The sequence below is a fragment of the Kitasatospora sp. NPDC057940 genome, from assembly GCF_042887425.1.
Lineage (GTDB): Bacteria > Actinomycetota > Actinomycetes > Streptomycetales > Streptomycetaceae > Kitasatospora.
Window position 1 is genome coordinate 21,749 of record NZ_JBHVPH010000001.1, and the last position, 14,728, is coordinate 36,476.

The following is a 14,728-nucleotide window of genomic DNA, read 5'->3' on the forward strand; positions in this document are numbered from 1 at the left end:
TTCGAGCTATGAACGACGAAGACCTGCGGCTCGCCCCGCGCACCAGGGCCTCCGACCTGCTCGCCTGGGCGGCGGAGGAGGACCGCACCCCGGTGGCCGAAGCGCCGCTGCGCGCGGTGCTGGCCCTGCTGGAGCTGGGCGAGGGCAGGATGCACGACGGCTGGCCCGAACTGACCTCGAACGCGGTGGAGCACCTGCTGTACGAGCGGCTCTACCTGTACGTCCAACCCGAACCGGAGGCGGACCCGCTGGCGTACGGCGCCGCCGTCCGGCTGCTGACCGACCACCAGCGGGCCGCCAAGCGGCTCAACGCCAAGCGCCAGGAGCGGCTGCACGCCGAGGCCGAGTGGCAGGGCGAGGTCGCGGCCGGGCTGCTGCGCCGCGCCGACCTGGTGACCTGGCCCCGGCTGTACGCGCTGCTGCTGCACGCGTACGGGGCGGACGTCGCGGATCCGGAGGCGGTGCGGGAGTGGCTGACCGGCTTCCGGGAGCTGGCGCAGGAGGAGCGGCTGGCCAGGTTCGCCGCACTGGCGCAGACCGGCTGGCTGGACGAGGTGGACGAGCAGGGCTGGAGCCCGACCCGGGTGATCTCGGTCGGCATGGCCACCGACGGCGCGCGCCGGCTGCTGGAGCAGGGCCTGATGCGGCGCAGCTACCGCAACCTGGCCGAGCTGACGGCGCTGGGCCGGCCGATGCCGGACGAGCTGGCCGGGGACTTCGGGGCGTTCGAGGAGGCGGCGGTGGAGGCCGCGCTCGACCTGTACGGGGAGTGGACGGTGCCCGGGCTGCCGCGAATGCTGGTGGAGGAGTTCCCGGACCTCGCGCCGGAGCCGGGGCAGGAGGAGATCGACGCGTACCTGGCCGGGCTCGCGCAGGAGGAGTTCGACGCCCGCATGGAGGGGCTGGCGGGGCCGGCGCAGGAGGAGTTCGACGCGCACCCCTCGGAGTCGGCGGACCCGGCGGACCCGGCGCAGGAGTGACGCGGCGAAGCCCCGGCCGCGGTGCCTTCTGGTTCCGGCGGCCGGGGCTTCGCGGGTGCGTCAGGGGTTGAGGCCGCGCTGCTGGAACCAGGTCTCCGGGTCGACGGGGGCGCCGCCACCGGGGCGGACCTCCACGTGCAGGTGCGCGCCGGTGACGTTGCCGGTGGCGCCGACCTTGCCGATCTGCTGGCCGGAGGCGACCTTGCCGGAGCCCTTGATGATCGAGGAGAGGTGGCAGTACCAGATCTCGGTGCCGTCGGGCAGGGTCTCGACGATCCGGTAGCCGTACGAGCCGGACCAGCCGGCCGAGGTGATGGTGCCCTGGCCGACGGCGTAGACGGGGGTGCCGGTGTCCGCGGCGAAGTCCAGGCCGGTGTGCAGGTGGGCCCAGTAACGGGCGCTCTGGCCGTAGTGGGCGGTGAGGTGGTAGTCGCGCACCGGCAGGGTGAGGGCGGCGGCCTTGGCCCGCTCGGCCTCCTCGGCGGCCCGCTTGGCCTCGGCCTCCTTGGCGGCGGCCTTGGCCTCCGCCTCCTTCGCGGCCTGGACGCGGGCGTCCTCCTCGGCGGCGGTGCGCTGGCTGTCGGCCTGCAGCTGGATGCGGGCGGCGAGCGCGAGGCCGGGGTCGGCGGAGAGGGCGACCGGGGTCTCGTCCGGGGTCTCGATGGCGGGGGCGGCGGCCGGGGTGGCGGAGGCGAAGCCGGTGGCGCCCAGGGTGGCGGCGACGGCGGTGACGCCGAGCAGCGGGGAGGTCCCGCGGACCTGACGCGGCATCCGGTGCCGGTTGGTCTCGACCTCCGGGCCCGCGTACTCGGGGCCGTCCGGGCCGGGGTGGTCGAGGAGCCGGGTACCTGCTGCGAGGCCGGCCGGGTGTGCCGGAGTGTGCGTCGACGCCACGGAGGCGCGCTCCTTTCCTTCCTTCGCGCCTACCGGGTTAGCTGACGGGTTCGGAGCAGGAAGGTCTCCTACGGCCGGGCCGGAGCCCCGCCGATTCACCCCAAGGAACGTGGTTCCCCGGCTCCCTGACCTGCCCGGAGGCCGGTCGGCGGGATTAGGCGACGGCGCACGGTGCCGTCTGGGTACGGCGTTGACGACCGCGCTGCGTTATCAAACGTTAATCCTAGGAGGCCCTGATTCCAAGCCGTTCGCCCGGGACGACCTGAGACGGGCGGGGCATTCTGGGGCATGACGGGCGTTTTGTTCCCCTTGGGCACCCCTGGACCCCTTTGAACACCATTGACGCCACCTCACGTGATCGGACGTCAACGAACGACCCTTCACCTGCAAACCTTTCGCCGGCCTCCCCCGCTCCGTAGGGCGCGAAGGCTTGACGGCTAAGGCTATTAGCCTTAGCTTTATGGCTATCGGCGGCAGCGCCGAAGCCCGCACCGGCAACCCTCCGGAGACCTGCCATGAACGCCACCAGCGCCCCCACCACCCAGTACCTCGACGTCACCGGCGGCCGCCTCGCCTACGACGACACCCGACAGGGCGACGGCGCTCCCGTCGTGCTGCTCCCCGGAATGCTCGACACCCGCGCCGCCTACCGGCACCTCCGCCCGCTGCTGGCCGCCGCCGGCCGCCGGGTCATCACCATGGACCTGCGCGGCTTCGGCGAATCCTCGATCGTCTGGGACGACTACTCCCCCGCCGCCATCGCCACCGACGTCCTCGCCCTGCTCGACCACCTCGGCATCGACCGCGCCGTCCTGGTCGGCAACTCCTACACCGGCGCGACGGTCGTCAAAGCCGCCGGCGACGCCCCCGAGCGGGTCGCCGGCATCGCCCTGGTCGACGCCTTCGTCGAGAACCCCCCGCCCGGCGCGCTCCTGCGCGGTGCCCTCCGCGCCATGGGCTTCCTGACCGTCCACTCCCCCGCCTTCTGGGGCCTCTACCACCGCAAGCTGGCCTACCCGGGCGCCAAGCCCGCCGACTTCGACACGTACGTGGCCGGACTCGTCGCCGCCATGCGCACCCCCGGCCGCAAGACCGCCACCCGCGGATACGTCAGCGGGGACTCCGCGCCCGTCGGCTGGACCGCGGCCGTGCGCTGCCCCTCGCTCGTCATCATGGGCAGCAAGGACCCCGACTTCCCGAAGCCGGAAGCCGTCGCCGACCGGCAGGCCGCCGCGCTCGACGCACGGAAGGTCATGATCGACGGATCCGGGCACTACCCGATGGCCGACAACCCGCAGGCCACCGCCGACGCCCTGCTGCCCTTCCTCGCCGAACTCGTCTGAGCCCCGCCCGCCCACGTCAGCCCCGCCCCGCCACATCAGCCCCCTTCCACCGACGGAGAGCCCGCGCCATGCCCCGAGTAGGACTCACCCCCGAGCAGGTCGTCGACCACGCCCTCGCCCTCATCGACGAGCAGGGCACCGAGGCCCTCACCCTGGCCGCCGTCGCCGCCCGGGCCGGGGTCGCCACCCCGTCGCTGTACAAGCACGTCAGCGGCGGCCTCGCCGAACTGCGGCGGCTCATCGCCGTCCGGGTCACCGAGGAACTCGCCGACCGGCTCGCCGAGGCCGCCGTCGGCCGCAGCGGGGACGACGCCGTCGACACCGTCCTGCGCGCCTACCACGCGTACGCCACCGAGTACCCGCACCGCTACAACGCGCTCCCCCAGGCCCCGCAGCCGGACGACGACCTCACCCGCGCGGCCGGGCGGCTCGTCGGGGTGATCATCGCCGTCCTGCGGGAGTACGGCCTCGACGGCGCGGAGGCGATCCACGCCGCCCGCACCGTCCGCTCCGTCGCCCACGGCTTCGCTTCCCTCTCCATCGGCGGCGGCTTCCAGCTCGCCGAGGACCTGGCCACCACCCAGAGCCGCCTCATCACCCTCCTCACCACCGGCCTGCGCACCTGGCCCACCCTCTGAGACACCGGCCGTGGCACAACCCGCCCGGCCTCCCACGACGACGGCGGAACCACCACCACACGGGGTGGGGCGTGCACCAGAAGTCGGACCCGCCGACTTCCCGTGCGGCGGGCGGGCAGCGGGCCTGGGGGCGGTGGGGGCGGACGGGTTAGTGTGGCCGGGCTGACTGGTGGTCATGACAGGGGACCGCCGACCCCTTGGCGGAGGTCCACGTGCCCGCACCGATAGCGAGGGCGCGGCGGTGGTACCTGCGGCTGCTGGACGGGAACGCCCGGGCCGCGCGGTACGCGCTGGGGGTGCTGCTCGGAGTGACGGCCGTGCTGAGCGTGCTGCCGATCGTGCTGCCGTACAGCTGGCCGCCGTCGGCGCTGGTGCTGCCGCTGGTGGTCGGCGGGCTGCTGCTGCGGCGCGGTCAGCTGCTGGTGCTGGTGTGCGCGGCGCTGGCCGGCGGGGTGCTGGGGGCGGTGGTGCGGGATCCGCTCGGGGTGCGGATCGGGGTGACGCTGGTGCTGGCCGCGACCGCGGTGACGGTGCTGGCCGCGAACCGGTTCCGGCACCGGCTGGGTCTGCGCGGGACCCAGGGCGATTCGATGCTGCTGGAGCTGGCCGAGCACACCCGGACGCTGGCCCGGCTTCCGGAGCGGCTGCTCGACTGGCACTTCGACAGTGCGCTGGCGCCGGCCGGCGACACCTCGTTCTCGGGTGACTTCCTGCTGTGCGCGCACCGCCCCGAGGAGGATCTGCTGGAGCTGCTGCTGGTGGACGTGTCGGGCAAGGGCAGCCGGGCGGCGGCCCGCTCGACGCACCTGTCGGGCGCGTTCGCGATGCTGCTGGGGCGGGTGCCGCCGGAGGCGTTCCTGCCGGCGGCCAACGACCACCTGGTGCGGATGGGCTGGGAGGACGACTTCGCGACGGCGGTGCACCTCGCGCTGCGCCCGGCGACGGGCGACTACCTGCTGTTCAACGCCGGCCATCCGGCGCCCGCGCAGTTCCGCCGGGCGGACGGCGGCGGCTGGGCGCGGTCGGGGCACGGCGGCCCGGCTCTGGGGCTGGTGTCGGGCGCGCTGTATCCGGCGGTGTCGGGGCGGCTGCGGCGGGGCGATTCGCTGCTGCTGTTCAGCGACGGCCTGGTGGAGGTGCCGGGTCGGGACCTGGACGAGGGGGTGGGTCGGCTGCTGGCGGCGGCCGAGCCGGTGGTGCGGCCGTGGCGGACGCAGCAGCAGCTCACCCGGGGCGCGGCGGAGCGGCTGGTCCGGACGGTGGCGCGGGACGCGGCGGACGACCGGACGCTGGTGCTGGTACGCCGTCTGGGCCACCATTCACCCGCTTCAGCACCCACCTGAGAAATAAGGTATTAAGAATTAAGTGCCCGTTCGGGCACCCAGAGGGCACCCACCCCCCGAGAGCGGAAAGGCCGGGTATCCGATGGACCTGAGCTCTCCGTGGGTTCCCCCCTCCGAGGACGAGAGCCGGACGCCGCGCAGCAGTCCCACCGCCCGCAGCCCCATGCGCTGCGTGCGCTTGCTGCTCGGCTGCACCAGCGCCGCCGAACTGCTCGGCACCGTCCTCGCCGAGGGACCGGGGTGGATCACCGGCGAGGGTTCCGCGCTCTACCTGCTGGATTCCGCCGGGATGCTCCGGCTGACCGCCTCGCACGGGCTGCCGGACTGGGCCCACGAGCGCTACAGCATCGTCGATCCGGCCAGTGACCTCCCCGCCGCGATGGCCCTGCGGTTACGCCGCCCCTACCTGCTCAGTCCCGAGCACACCAGCGTCGACTACCCGAACAAGAACGCCGGCATGGGCACCGGCATGGTCGCCGTGATCGCCCTGCCGATGGTCGTCGACGAGCGGCCGGTCGGCGTCCTCGCCCTCGCGCTGGCCCACCGGGGCACCGTCCCCCGCCGCGACCTGGACGTCCTGGAGACCATCGGCGAGGCCTGCGCCCACCGGCTGTCCCACCTGCTCGACCACGCGGACGCCCGGATACCCCAGGATCCGGGCGGGGCGCCGCCGGACGGGGCCGGGAGCCTCCCCGCCGGGCTGGCCCACCCGATGCTGTCGCTCGCCGTCCGGGCGGCCGGGCACGGCGCCTTCGAGCGCGATCTGGTCACCGGCGAGAGCTACTGGGACGCCGCGGCGTTCCGGGTCACCGGCCAGCCCGCCACCGCCGACGGCTCCGCCCCGGAGCTGGACCGGATCGTCCACCCGGAGGACCTGCCGGACGTGCAGGCCGCGCTCGCCGAGTCGCTCACCACCGGCGGGTGGTACCGGATCGGGTACCGGGTGCTGCGCGGGGGCGGCAAGGTGGCGCGGATCGAGGAGACCGGCGAGGTGATGCTGGACGTCCACGGCCGGCCGGTCCGGGTCGCCGGGCTGCTCTCCGACCGGGACCAGGGCCGGCCCCAGGACCAGGACCGGGACCGGGACCAGCGCCGGAGGCACCCCAGGGAGCACGCCACCCCGGGCGGGGCCCGGACGGCACTGCTGCTCGCGCTCACCCGGTCGCTGTCGCGGGCGGTGACCGTCCGGGACGTCACCACCGCCGTCACCGATGTCGCCCGCCCGGCGTTCGGCGCCGCCAGCATCGTCCTGGACCTGGTGGACGAGGGCCGGCTGCTGCCCGTCTCGCACACCGTGTACGGCGGGCCGAGGCGCACCGAGCTGACCCGGCTGGCGGACCGCTCCGAGAACGTGATGCAGCACGCGCTGACCCGCTCCGCCCCGCTGTTCAGCGAGCCCGACACGAGCCGGGGCCGGCACGGCCCGCTCACCCCGGCCTCCTGGGCGGTGCTGCCGCTGGTCGCCTCCGGGCGGCAGGTGGGCTCCTGCCTGATCACCTTCTCCACCGAGCGGGCGTTCGGCCGGGAGGACCGCACCCTGTACTCGGCCTTCGCCGGGATCCTGGCGCAGTCCCTGGAGCGGGCCCGGCTGTACGACACCCACCACCACCGCGCCACCGAGCTGCAGCGCGCGATGCTGCCGCGCACCCTGCCCCGGCTGCCCGGGATCGCCAGTGCCGCCCGCTACCTGCCGAGCACCGAGGGCATGCAGATCGGCGGCGACTGGTACGACCTGCTGAAGCTGCCGGACGGCCGGATCGGGCTGGTGATCGGCGACGTCCAGGGCCACAACGCGGAGGCGACGGCGGTGATGGGCCAGCTGCGCAGCGGCCTGCGGGCGTACGCGACGGACGGGCACGATCCGGCCGCCACACTGGCCCGGACCAGCCGGCTGCTGACCGAGCTGGACACCGACCTGTTCGCGACCTGCCTCTTCCTGGCCCTGGACCCGGCCGACGGCACGCTGACCGCGGCCCGGGCCGGGCATCCCGCGCCGGTGCGGATCACGGACGCCGGGGCCGTCGAGCTCGACCTGCCGGGCGGGCCGCCGCTGGGCGTGGACCCGGGGCAGCCGTACCCGCTGACGGCCGGCCGGCTGGCGGTCGGCGAGACGCTGCTGGTGTACACCGACGGGCTGGTCGAGGACCGCGAGGAGGACTACGACGAGTCGGTGCAGCGGATGCTCGGCGGGCTGGAGCTGTGGGCCCGGCAGACCGGCCCGACCCGGGCCGGCGCGGCGCCCGCGCTGGAGCGGCTGGCCGACCTGCTCACGCTGAACGTGACCGAGCGGCGGTCCCGGCCGGACGACGTGGCGCTGTTGCTCCTGCACCGGACGTCGCCCCTTCCGTAACACCGTGCACACGTTCCCCACACATCCCAGGACATGACTCGGCCGTCTCCCGCCCCGCCCGGCCGACGCGCCGCAGGCGCCCCACCGGGGACGAACGTCCTCGGGCCGCCCGGATCGCGGTCGAGCGGCGCCGGTTTGACGCCGTATTGACTGGATATTGACGAGATCCGGTCACTTGGCGAGATCCGTTCACACCTTCGTAGGATCATCACCCTAGAATTCGCGGCGTGACGATGACTCAGTGGTGCACAACGGCAACCGGCGTACTCGCCGCCCTCGCCCTCGTGGCCACCGCCCGGTACCGCGCCGTGTCCGTCACCCAGCGCCGCCGCGCCGACCGGCTGCGGCGCGACCTCGCCCGGCTCCAGGAGCAGCTCGGCGCCGAACTCTCCCGCCGCGGCGCCGACCTGGCCGCCGTCCAGCAGGAGCAGGAACTCACCGCCTCCACCCAGCGGGCCTTCCTCAGCGTCGCCCGCCGCATCCTCGTCATGGCCCACGACCAGCAGGCCCTGCTCGACGAGATGGAACGCACCCACGACGACCCGGCGCTGCTGGAGGGCCTGCTCAAGGCCGACCACGCCGCCGCCCAACAGGCCCGGCTGGCCCAGACCCTGGCCGTGCTGTGCGGCGCGCGGGCCGGCCGCCACTGGCCCGAGCCGGTCTCGCTGGAGGACGTCGTGCGCGGCGCCCAGTCCCGCATCCTGCCGTTCCAGCGGGTGGTCGTCCGCAGCCGGATCGAGACCGCGGTGGTCGGCGCCGCCGCCGAGGCGCTGATCCACGCCGTCGCCGAGCTGCTGGACAACGCCACCCGCTACTCCCCGCCCAGCACCCAGGTGTTCGTCACCCTGATGCCGGTGCACAACGGCGCCGTCATCGAGATCGACGACGGTGGCGTCGGCATGCCGGAACAGGCCGTCGCCAAGGCCGCCGCCGCCCTCGCCGGCGGCACCAGCCTGGAGGTCTCCCGGCTCGGCGAGGTGCCGCAACTGGGCCTCGCCGCGGTCGGCCGGCTGGCCGAGCAGTACGGCTTCCGGGTCACCCTCAGCTCGGCGCCCTCGCCGTACGGCGGCGTCCGCGTCGTCGTGATGCTGCCGAACGCCCTGCTCACCGAACCGCTGCCGCCCACCGTCCCCGGCCTCGGACCGGACGACCGGGCGTTCAGCACCGACCTCCGGCCGACCGGGCACCCCGCCGGACACCCCCTGGTGGAGACCCCGCCGGCCGGCCGACCCCCCGCGGCCGCCCACACCCCGCCGCCGCTGCCCCGCCGGAGCCACCGACGCGACCGCGCCGCCCGCCCCGCCCAGCACGCCTCTCCCGCGCCGCCGCCCGCCCCGCCGTACCGCTCGGCCCGGGACGCGCAGGCGTTCATGGCGATGTTCCAGGCCGGCACCGCCAGCGGCCGATCGGCCGCCCGGGCCCAGGCCCAGCCCGACCCTTCCCTGCCCGCTTCCCCCCGACTTCCCCAGCGCTCCGGAGAGTTCCATGACCACCACCCCTGATCTCGGCTGGATGCTCGCCGACATCGTCAACGTCCCGCAGGTCCAGCACGCCGTCGTCGTCTCCAACGACGGCCTGGAGATCGGCCGCAGCGCGAACATCGCGCGCGAGGACGCCGAACGGCTCGCCGCCGCCTGCTCCGGACTCCAGTCGCTGGCCCGCGGCGTCGCGACCGGGTTCGGCGGACCGGGCAGCGCCACCCGCCAGATCATCATCGAGTACGGCGGCGGCTACCTGTTCATCGTCGCCGCCGGGGCCGGAGCGCACCTGGCCGTGGTGACCAGCGACGCCGTGGACGCCGGCCTGGTCGCCTACCAGATGCAGGTCCTGGTCGAACGGATCGGCAGCCACCTCACCAGCCCGCCGCGGGTCGACCACGCGGCGGGGGGACACCGGTGAGCGGGCCGGTCCGGCCCTACGTCATCACCGGTGGCCGCAGCCGGTCCACCCGGGCCGAGCTGGCCATCGAGAGCCTGGTCAGCGCGTTACCCGAGGCGCCGGAGCTCCCGGACCACGCCCTGCTCAACCGCGAGCACCGGCGCATCCTCGCGCTCTGCCACAGCCTGCTGTCGATCGCCGAGGTGGCGGCCCACCTGGGGCTGCCGCTCGGCGTCGTCAAGGTGCTGGTCGGCGACCTCTGGGACCTCGGCGCCGTCCAGGTCCTCCCGCCCGTCCCGCAGGCCGAACGCCTGCCCGCAACCCTTCTGGAAGAGGTGCTCGTTGGCCTCCGCCAACTCCGCTGAAGCCCCCGGGGCCCCCGCCGACCTGCCCGCCGAGCCGCGGTACCTGCCGTCCTCGGTCCAGGGCGCGGTGAAGATCCTGGTCACCGGCCCGTTCGGGGTCGGCAAGACCACCCTGGTCGGCTCGCTCAGCGAGATCACTCCGCTGCGCACCGAGGAGACGATGACCGCCGCCAGCACCGGCATCGACGACCTCACCGGACGCGGCGACAAGACCACCACCACGGTCGCGCTCGACTTCGGCCGGATCACGCTCAACCCGCGGCTCGCGCTGTACCTGTTCGGCACGCCCGGGCAGCAGCGGTTCTGGCCGCTCTGGGACGACCTGTCACGCGGCGCGCTCGGCGCCATCGCCATGGTCGACCTGCGCCGCCCGGACGAGAGCTTCGACGTGCTCGGCCGACTGGAGGAGCAGCGCATCCCGTTCGCCGTGGCGGTCAACACCTTCTCGGACACGCCGAGTTACCCCGAGGAGGAGCTGCGCTCCGCCCTCGACCTGCTGCCGGAGGTACCGATCCTGCACTGCGACGCCCGCGACCGGCGGCAGTCCTACGACCTGCTGATCGACTTCGTCGACCACCTGCACCGCAGCTCGATCCTGGAGCTCCAGGGATGACCGCGCCCGAACCCGGCACCGCCTCCCCCGGCTGCCCGTTCCCGCACGGCGGCAGCCTGCCCGCCGGCGTCCCGCTGACCCCGCTGTACGGCCCCGCCGTCGCCGAGGACCCGCACGGCCTGTACGCCCGGCTGCGCCAGCGCTACGGCCCGGTCGCGCCGATCGAGCTGGAGCCCGGGGTCGAGGCCTGGCTCGTCCTCGGCTACGCCGAACTGCTCGAACTCACCCGCAACGAGGCGCTGTTCTCCAAGGACTCGCGCCGCTGGCGGGTGCCCGCCGAGGGCCGGCTGGCCCCCGACTCCCGGCTGCTGCCGATGACCTCCTGGCGGCCCACCCTGCTCAACCTGGACGGCGCCGAGCACCAGCGGCTGCGCTCCGCCGTCTCGGACACCCTCTCCCAGATCGACCACCGCCAGCTGCGCGAGACCACCGAGGCCTGCGCCAACGACCTCATCGACAGCTGGGGGCCGGACGGCACCGCCGACCTGATCGCCCAGTACGCCCGCCCGCTGCCGCTGCTGGTCTTCACCCAGCTGGTCGGCCTGCCCCGCGAGGCCGGTCCCCACCTGGTCGAACTGATCAGCCACTTCGTGGACAGCGGCCCCAAGTCGGTGCGCGCCAACGCCGAGTTCCAGGCGATCCTGGTCGACCTGGTCCGGCGCCGCCGGACCGCCCCCAGCGCCGACCTCACCTCCTGGCTGCTCGCCCACCCGGCCGCGCTCACCGACGAGGAGGCCGTGCACCACCTGGTGGTGATGCTGGTCGCGGGCAACGAGACCAGCATCAACTGGACCGGCAACACGCTGCGGCTGCTGCTCACCGACCGCCGGTTCCGGGCCACCCTCACCGGCGGGCGGCTCACCGTCTCCGACGCGCTGGAGGAGGTGCTCTGGCGCGACCCGCCGACGCAGAACTTCCCCGGCCGCTGGGCCACCGGCGACACCGTCCTCGGCGGCCAGTACATCAGCGCCGGCGACATGCTCGTCCTCGGCCTGGCCGCGGCCAACGCCGACCCGGCCGCCCAGGGCGTCGCCTCCGCCGCCCAGGGCTCGCTCGGCGGCAACCGGGCCCACCTCGCCTGGGGCGCCGGACGGCACGTCTGCCCGGCCCAGCACCCGGCCCGGATCATCGTCGAGACCGCCGTCGAGACCCTGCTGCACCGCCTGCCCGATCTCCAACTCGCCGTCCCGTCCGGCGACCTGGGATGGCGCCCGTCCCCGTGGTCACGGGCCCTGCTCGGCCTGCCGGTGCTGTACAGCGCCTTCACCCCGCCCCGCCCGCCAGCCCCCGAGAGGCCCGCATGGACACCGCCGTCGACCCCCGACCCGAGCCCGTCAGACTCGACCCCTTCGGACGCGACCAGCACCAGGAGAACGCCCGCCTCCGGGCGGCCGGCCCCGCGGTCCTGGTGGAGCTCCCTGGCGGGGTGGTGGTCTGGGCGATAACCCACCACGACACCCTCCAGGCGCTGCTCGCCGACCACCGGGTGGGCAAGAACGCCCAGCTGTGGACGACCTTCCGGGAGGGCCGGCTGCCCCAGGGCTGGCCGCTGCTCAACTTCGTCACCGTGCCCGGCATGGTCACCGCCGACGGCGACGACCACCGGCGGCTGCGCGGCCTGGTCAGCCAGGCCTTCACCCCGCGCCGCATAGCCGACCTGGCGCCCGCGATCGAGGCCCGCACCGTCTCGCTGCTCGACCGGGTCGCCGAGCTGGACGGCGCGTTCGACCTGCGCGAGCACTTCGCCTACCCGCTGCCGATGCAGGTGATCGGCGAACTGCTCGGCCTGGCGCTGGACGAGCAGGACAGGCTGCACGAGCTCTCCGACACCCTGGTCTCCAGCTCGGCCACCCCCGCGGCGGCCGCCGCCGCGCAGCAGGCCCTGTACGCGCTGCTGGGCTCCGTGGTGGCGGCCAAGCGGGCCGCGCCCGGCGACGACCTCACCACCGACCTGATCGCCGCCCGCGAGGCCGGGGACCGGCTCAGCGAGGCCGAGTTGGTCGGCACCCTGCTGCTGATGCTGGTCGCCGGGCACGAGACCACGCTCAACCTGATCACCAACGCCGTCCGGGCCCTGCTCGCCCACCCCGACCAGCTGCGGCTGGTGCTCTCCGGCGAGCAGCCGTGGTCGGCGGTCATCGAGGAGACGCTGCGCTACGACTCGCCGGTCGGCCAGTTCCCGCTGCGCTACGCGACCGAGGACATCGAGGTCGGTGACGTGGTGATCCGGCGCGGCGAGGCGCTGCTCGCCTCCTACGCGGCGGCCGGCCGCGACGCCGGGCACCACCCGGACGCCGACCGCTTCGACGTCACCCGCCGACCCAACCGGCACCTGTCGCTCGGTCACGGCCCGCACTTCTGCCTCGGCTCCGGGCTGGCCCGGCTGGAGGCCGAGACCGCGCTGCGGCACCTGTTCGAGCGGTTCCCCGGGCTGGCCCTCGCCGAGGGCGACGCGCCGGAGCCGATCGGCTCCTTCATCAGCAACAGCGTGCGAACCCTGCGGGTGACGGTCTGAGCCGCCCGGTTACCTGAAGGCGGCCCGGGTCGTTCGGCAGTGCATGAAGAAACTCGCCACCCTGGCCGCCCTCACCATGGCGGGCCTCGCGCTCGCCGCCCCGGCGGCGTCCGCCACCACCCAGACCGCGAGCTCCCCGGACGCCACCGGGGGCCTCACCGACGGTCTCAACCTCTCCCCGGCCGACCTCGCCATCCACGCCGCCGGCAAGCTGCCGGTGGTCGGCCACGCCGCCCAGGAGGTGGAGGCCGTCGGCACCAACCAGATGACCCACCCGGGGCTCAGCGGCCAGATCGGCTGACCCGGAGCCGGACCGGCCGACCACGCCCACCGGGCACCGCCCCGGTTGCCGCCACCCCCCGTCGGCGGCAACCGGGGCTCCGCCGTGCCCGGGCCCGTCCAGCGACGCCGGTCCGCCCGGCGCCGAGCGGCCCGTCCAGCGCTGGGCGGACCGCTCGGCGCCGGACGGACCGCGAGAAGCCCGCTCAGAAGAGGCCGTTCAGCTCCTGGTAGGTCAGCCCGCCCTCCAGGGCGGTGTAGGTGCCGCTCGCGTACACCTCCGCGGCGGCCCGGCGCACCGCCGCGTACGCCACCTCGGCCAGCCCGGGGCCGAGGCTCACCCGGGCCACGCCCAGCTTCGCCAGCTCCGGCACGGACGGCGCGCCCGGACCCGCCAGCACGTTCAGCGGCACCGGGACGGCCGCGGCCAGCGCGGCGATCGTCTCCCGGTCCGCGACACCGGGCACGAACACGCCGTCCGCACCCGCCTCGACGTAGGCCCGCAGCCGGCGCACCGCGTCGTCCAGCCGGCCCTCCGGCGCGCCGATCCCGTGCAGGAACACGTCGGTGCGCGCGTTGACGAAGGCGGGCACGCCCGCCGCGTCCGCCGCCGCCCGGGCCGCCGCGATCCGCTCGGCGGCCTCGGCCGCCGGCCGGCCCTCGTCCTCCAGGTTGACGCCGACCGCGCCGGTGGCCAGCAGCGCGGCGACGGACTCGCCGACGCCGGCGGCGGTCCGCGCGAAGCCGCTCTCCAGGTCGGCGGTGACCGGCAGGTCCACCGCGCGGACCACCTGCGCCGTCCGTACGAGGACCTGTTCGAGGTCGGCGCCGCCGCCGTCCCGGCTGCCGAGCGACCAGGAGACGCTCGCGCTGGCCGTCGCCACCGCCCGCGCTCCGGCGGCGGCGACCAGCCGGGCGCTCGCCGCGTCCCACACGTTGGCGAGCACCAGCGGCTCACCCGGCCGGTGCAGCTCCCGGAGCAGCCGGGCCTTCTCCTGCTGGACGTCCACCGTGCCCACCATCCCTGTCATGGTCCCGGGCCTCACTTGGCGGCCGGGCTGAGCCGGGAGGCCACCCCGATCCGGTTCCAGGCGTTGATGGTGACGATCAGCGCGATCAGCTGGGCCAGTTCGGCCTCGTCGAACTGGGCGGCGGCCTCGGCGTAGACCGCGTCCGGGACGTGTCCCTGGGTCAGCAGGGTGACCGACTCGGTGAGGGCCAGCGCGGCCCGCTCCCGGGCGGTGAACCAGGGGGTCTCGCGCCAGGCCGGGAGGGAGAGCAGCCGGTGGTCCTGCTCGCCGCCCTTCAGGGCGTCGGTGCTGTGCATGTCGATGCAGAAGGCGCAGCCGTTGATCATCGAGGCGTGCACCTTGACCAGCTCGGCGAGCGTGTGGTCGATGCCCTTCCGGGAGGCGCGGTCCACCGCGATCATGGCCTGGTAGAAGTCGGGGGCCAGGCTGTGCAGCGCGAGGCGCTGGGCGGGGGCCGGGACGGGCGCTTCGGCCGACTGGTGCTCGTTCGTCGTCATGA

At 74.7% G+C, this 14,728-nt stretch carries 15 protein-coding genes and 1 riboswitch; of the genes, 12 read left to right on the forward strand and 3 right to left on the reverse strand.

The genetic code is table 11. The features are described 5' to 3' along the window. Positions 1 to 8 precede the first annotated feature (8 nt). Positions 9 to 980: a hypothetical protein gene (locus ACFVTF_RS00090; protein ID WP_387807155.1), complete on the forward strand. Its 972-nt coding sequence runs from the start codon at positions 9 to 11 to the stop codon at positions 978 to 980. A gap of 60 nt (positions 981 to 1,040) precedes the next feature. Here the strand turns inward: ACFVTF_RS00090 and ACFVTF_RS00095 are convergent, their stop codons facing one another. After that, on the reverse strand, positions 1,041 to 1,874 hold the full coding sequence (locus tag ACFVTF_RS00095) for a M23 family metallopeptidase (protein ID WP_387807158.1): 834 nt from the start codon (positions 1,872 to 1,874) through the stop codon (positions 1,041 to 1,043). A gap of 12 nt (positions 1,875 to 1,886) precedes the next feature. Further along, positions 1,887 to 2,045: riboswitch (cyclic di-AMP (ydaO/yuaA leader) on the reverse strand. A 344-nt stretch (positions 2,046 to 2,389) separates the two neighbouring features. Between ACFVTF_RS00095 and ACFVTF_RS00100 the strand changes: the two genes are divergently transcribed. From ACFVTF_RS00100 to ACFVTF_RS00150, 11 genes are all read left to right on the forward strand, one after another. Beyond that, positions 2,390 to 3,217 (forward strand): alpha/beta fold hydrolase, encoded by an 828-nt coding sequence (locus ACFVTF_RS00100; RefSeq protein WP_387807161.1) that lies wholly within the window; start codon positions 2,390 to 2,392, stop codon positions 3,215 to 3,217. Between the two features lie 68 nt (positions 3,218 to 3,285). Next, positions 3,286 to 3,855: a TetR/AcrR family transcriptional regulator gene (locus tag ACFVTF_RS00105; RefSeq protein ID WP_387807164.1), complete on the forward strand. Its 570-nt coding sequence runs from the start codon at positions 3,286 to 3,288 to the stop codon at positions 3,853 to 3,855. 212 nt (positions 3,856 to 4,067) lie between these two features. Then, positions 4,068 to 5,198, forward strand: a complete 1,131-nt coding sequence (locus ACFVTF_RS00110) for a PP2C family protein-serine/threonine phosphatase (RefSeq protein ID WP_387807167.1) — start codon at positions 4,068 to 4,070, stop codon at positions 5,196 to 5,198. Between the two features lie 172 nt (positions 5,199 to 5,370). Then, positions 5,371 to 7,548: a SpoIIE family protein phosphatase gene (locus tag ACFVTF_RS00115; RefSeq protein ID WP_387807170.1), complete on the forward strand. Its 2,178-nt coding sequence runs from the start codon at positions 5,371 to 5,373 to the stop codon at positions 7,546 to 7,548. Between the two features lie 233 nt (positions 7,549 to 7,781). Beyond that, entirely contained in the window at positions 7,782 to 9,050 is a 1,269-nt protein-coding gene (locus tag ACFVTF_RS00120) for a sensor histidine kinase (RefSeq protein ID WP_371522725.1), read from the forward strand. After that, on the forward strand, positions 9,034 to 9,447 hold the full coding sequence (locus tag ACFVTF_RS00125) for a roadblock/LC7 domain-containing protein (RefSeq protein WP_063348307.1): 414 nt from the start codon (positions 9,034 to 9,036) through the stop codon (positions 9,445 to 9,447). Before ACFVTF_RS00120 ends, ACFVTF_RS00125 begins: the two co-directional genes overlap by 17 nt. Next, positions 9,444 to 9,791: a DUF742 domain-containing protein gene (locus tag ACFVTF_RS00130; RefSeq protein WP_371517604.1), complete on the forward strand. Its 348-nt coding sequence runs from the start codon at positions 9,444 to 9,446 to the stop codon at positions 9,789 to 9,791. Before ACFVTF_RS00125 ends, ACFVTF_RS00130 begins: the two co-directional genes overlap by 4 nt. Next, the gene (locus ACFVTF_RS00135; RefSeq protein ID WP_371517605.1) at positions 9,769 to 10,404 is read left to right on the forward strand and encodes an ATP/GTP-binding protein; all 636 of its coding nucleotides are present in this window, start codon (positions 9,769 to 9,771) and stop codon (positions 10,402 to 10,404) included. Before ACFVTF_RS00130 ends, ACFVTF_RS00135 begins: the two co-directional genes overlap by 23 nt. Then, positions 10,401 to 11,849 (forward strand): cytochrome P450, encoded by a 1,449-nt coding sequence (locus tag ACFVTF_RS00140; protein ID WP_371517606.1) that lies wholly within the window; start codon positions 10,401 to 10,403, stop codon positions 11,847 to 11,849. Before ACFVTF_RS00135 ends, ACFVTF_RS00140 begins: the two co-directional genes overlap by 4 nt. Then, positions 11,813 to 12,919, forward strand: a complete 1,107-nt coding sequence (locus tag ACFVTF_RS00145) for a cytochrome P450 (protein WP_363581355.1) — start codon at positions 11,813 to 11,815, stop codon at positions 12,917 to 12,919. Before ACFVTF_RS00140 ends, ACFVTF_RS00145 begins: the two co-directional genes overlap by 37 nt. Positions 12,920 to 12,962: 43 nt before the next feature. After that, positions 12,963 to 13,220: a hypothetical protein gene (locus ACFVTF_RS00150; protein ID WP_350880538.1), complete on the forward strand. Its 258-nt coding sequence runs from the start codon at positions 12,963 to 12,965 to the stop codon at positions 13,218 to 13,220. 184 nt (positions 13,221 to 13,404) lie between these two features. On the opposite strand, the gene ACFVTF_RS00155 is transcribed toward ACFVTF_RS00150, so the two are convergent. Further along, positions 13,405 to 14,220 carry an isocitrate lyase/phosphoenolpyruvate mutase family protein gene (locus ACFVTF_RS00155; protein WP_387807176.1) on the reverse strand — a complete coding sequence of 272 codons (816 nt, stop codon included), beginning with the start codon at positions 14,218 to 14,220 and terminating at the stop codon, positions 13,405 to 13,407. A gap of 20 nt (positions 14,221 to 14,240) precedes the next feature. Next, positions 14,241 to 14,726, reverse strand: coding sequence for a carboxymuconolactone decarboxylase family protein (locus ACFVTF_RS00160; RefSeq protein WP_371517608.1), 486 nt, complete (start codon positions 14,724 to 14,726; stop codon positions 14,241 to 14,243). Positions 14,727 to 14,728 lie beyond the last annotated feature (2 nt).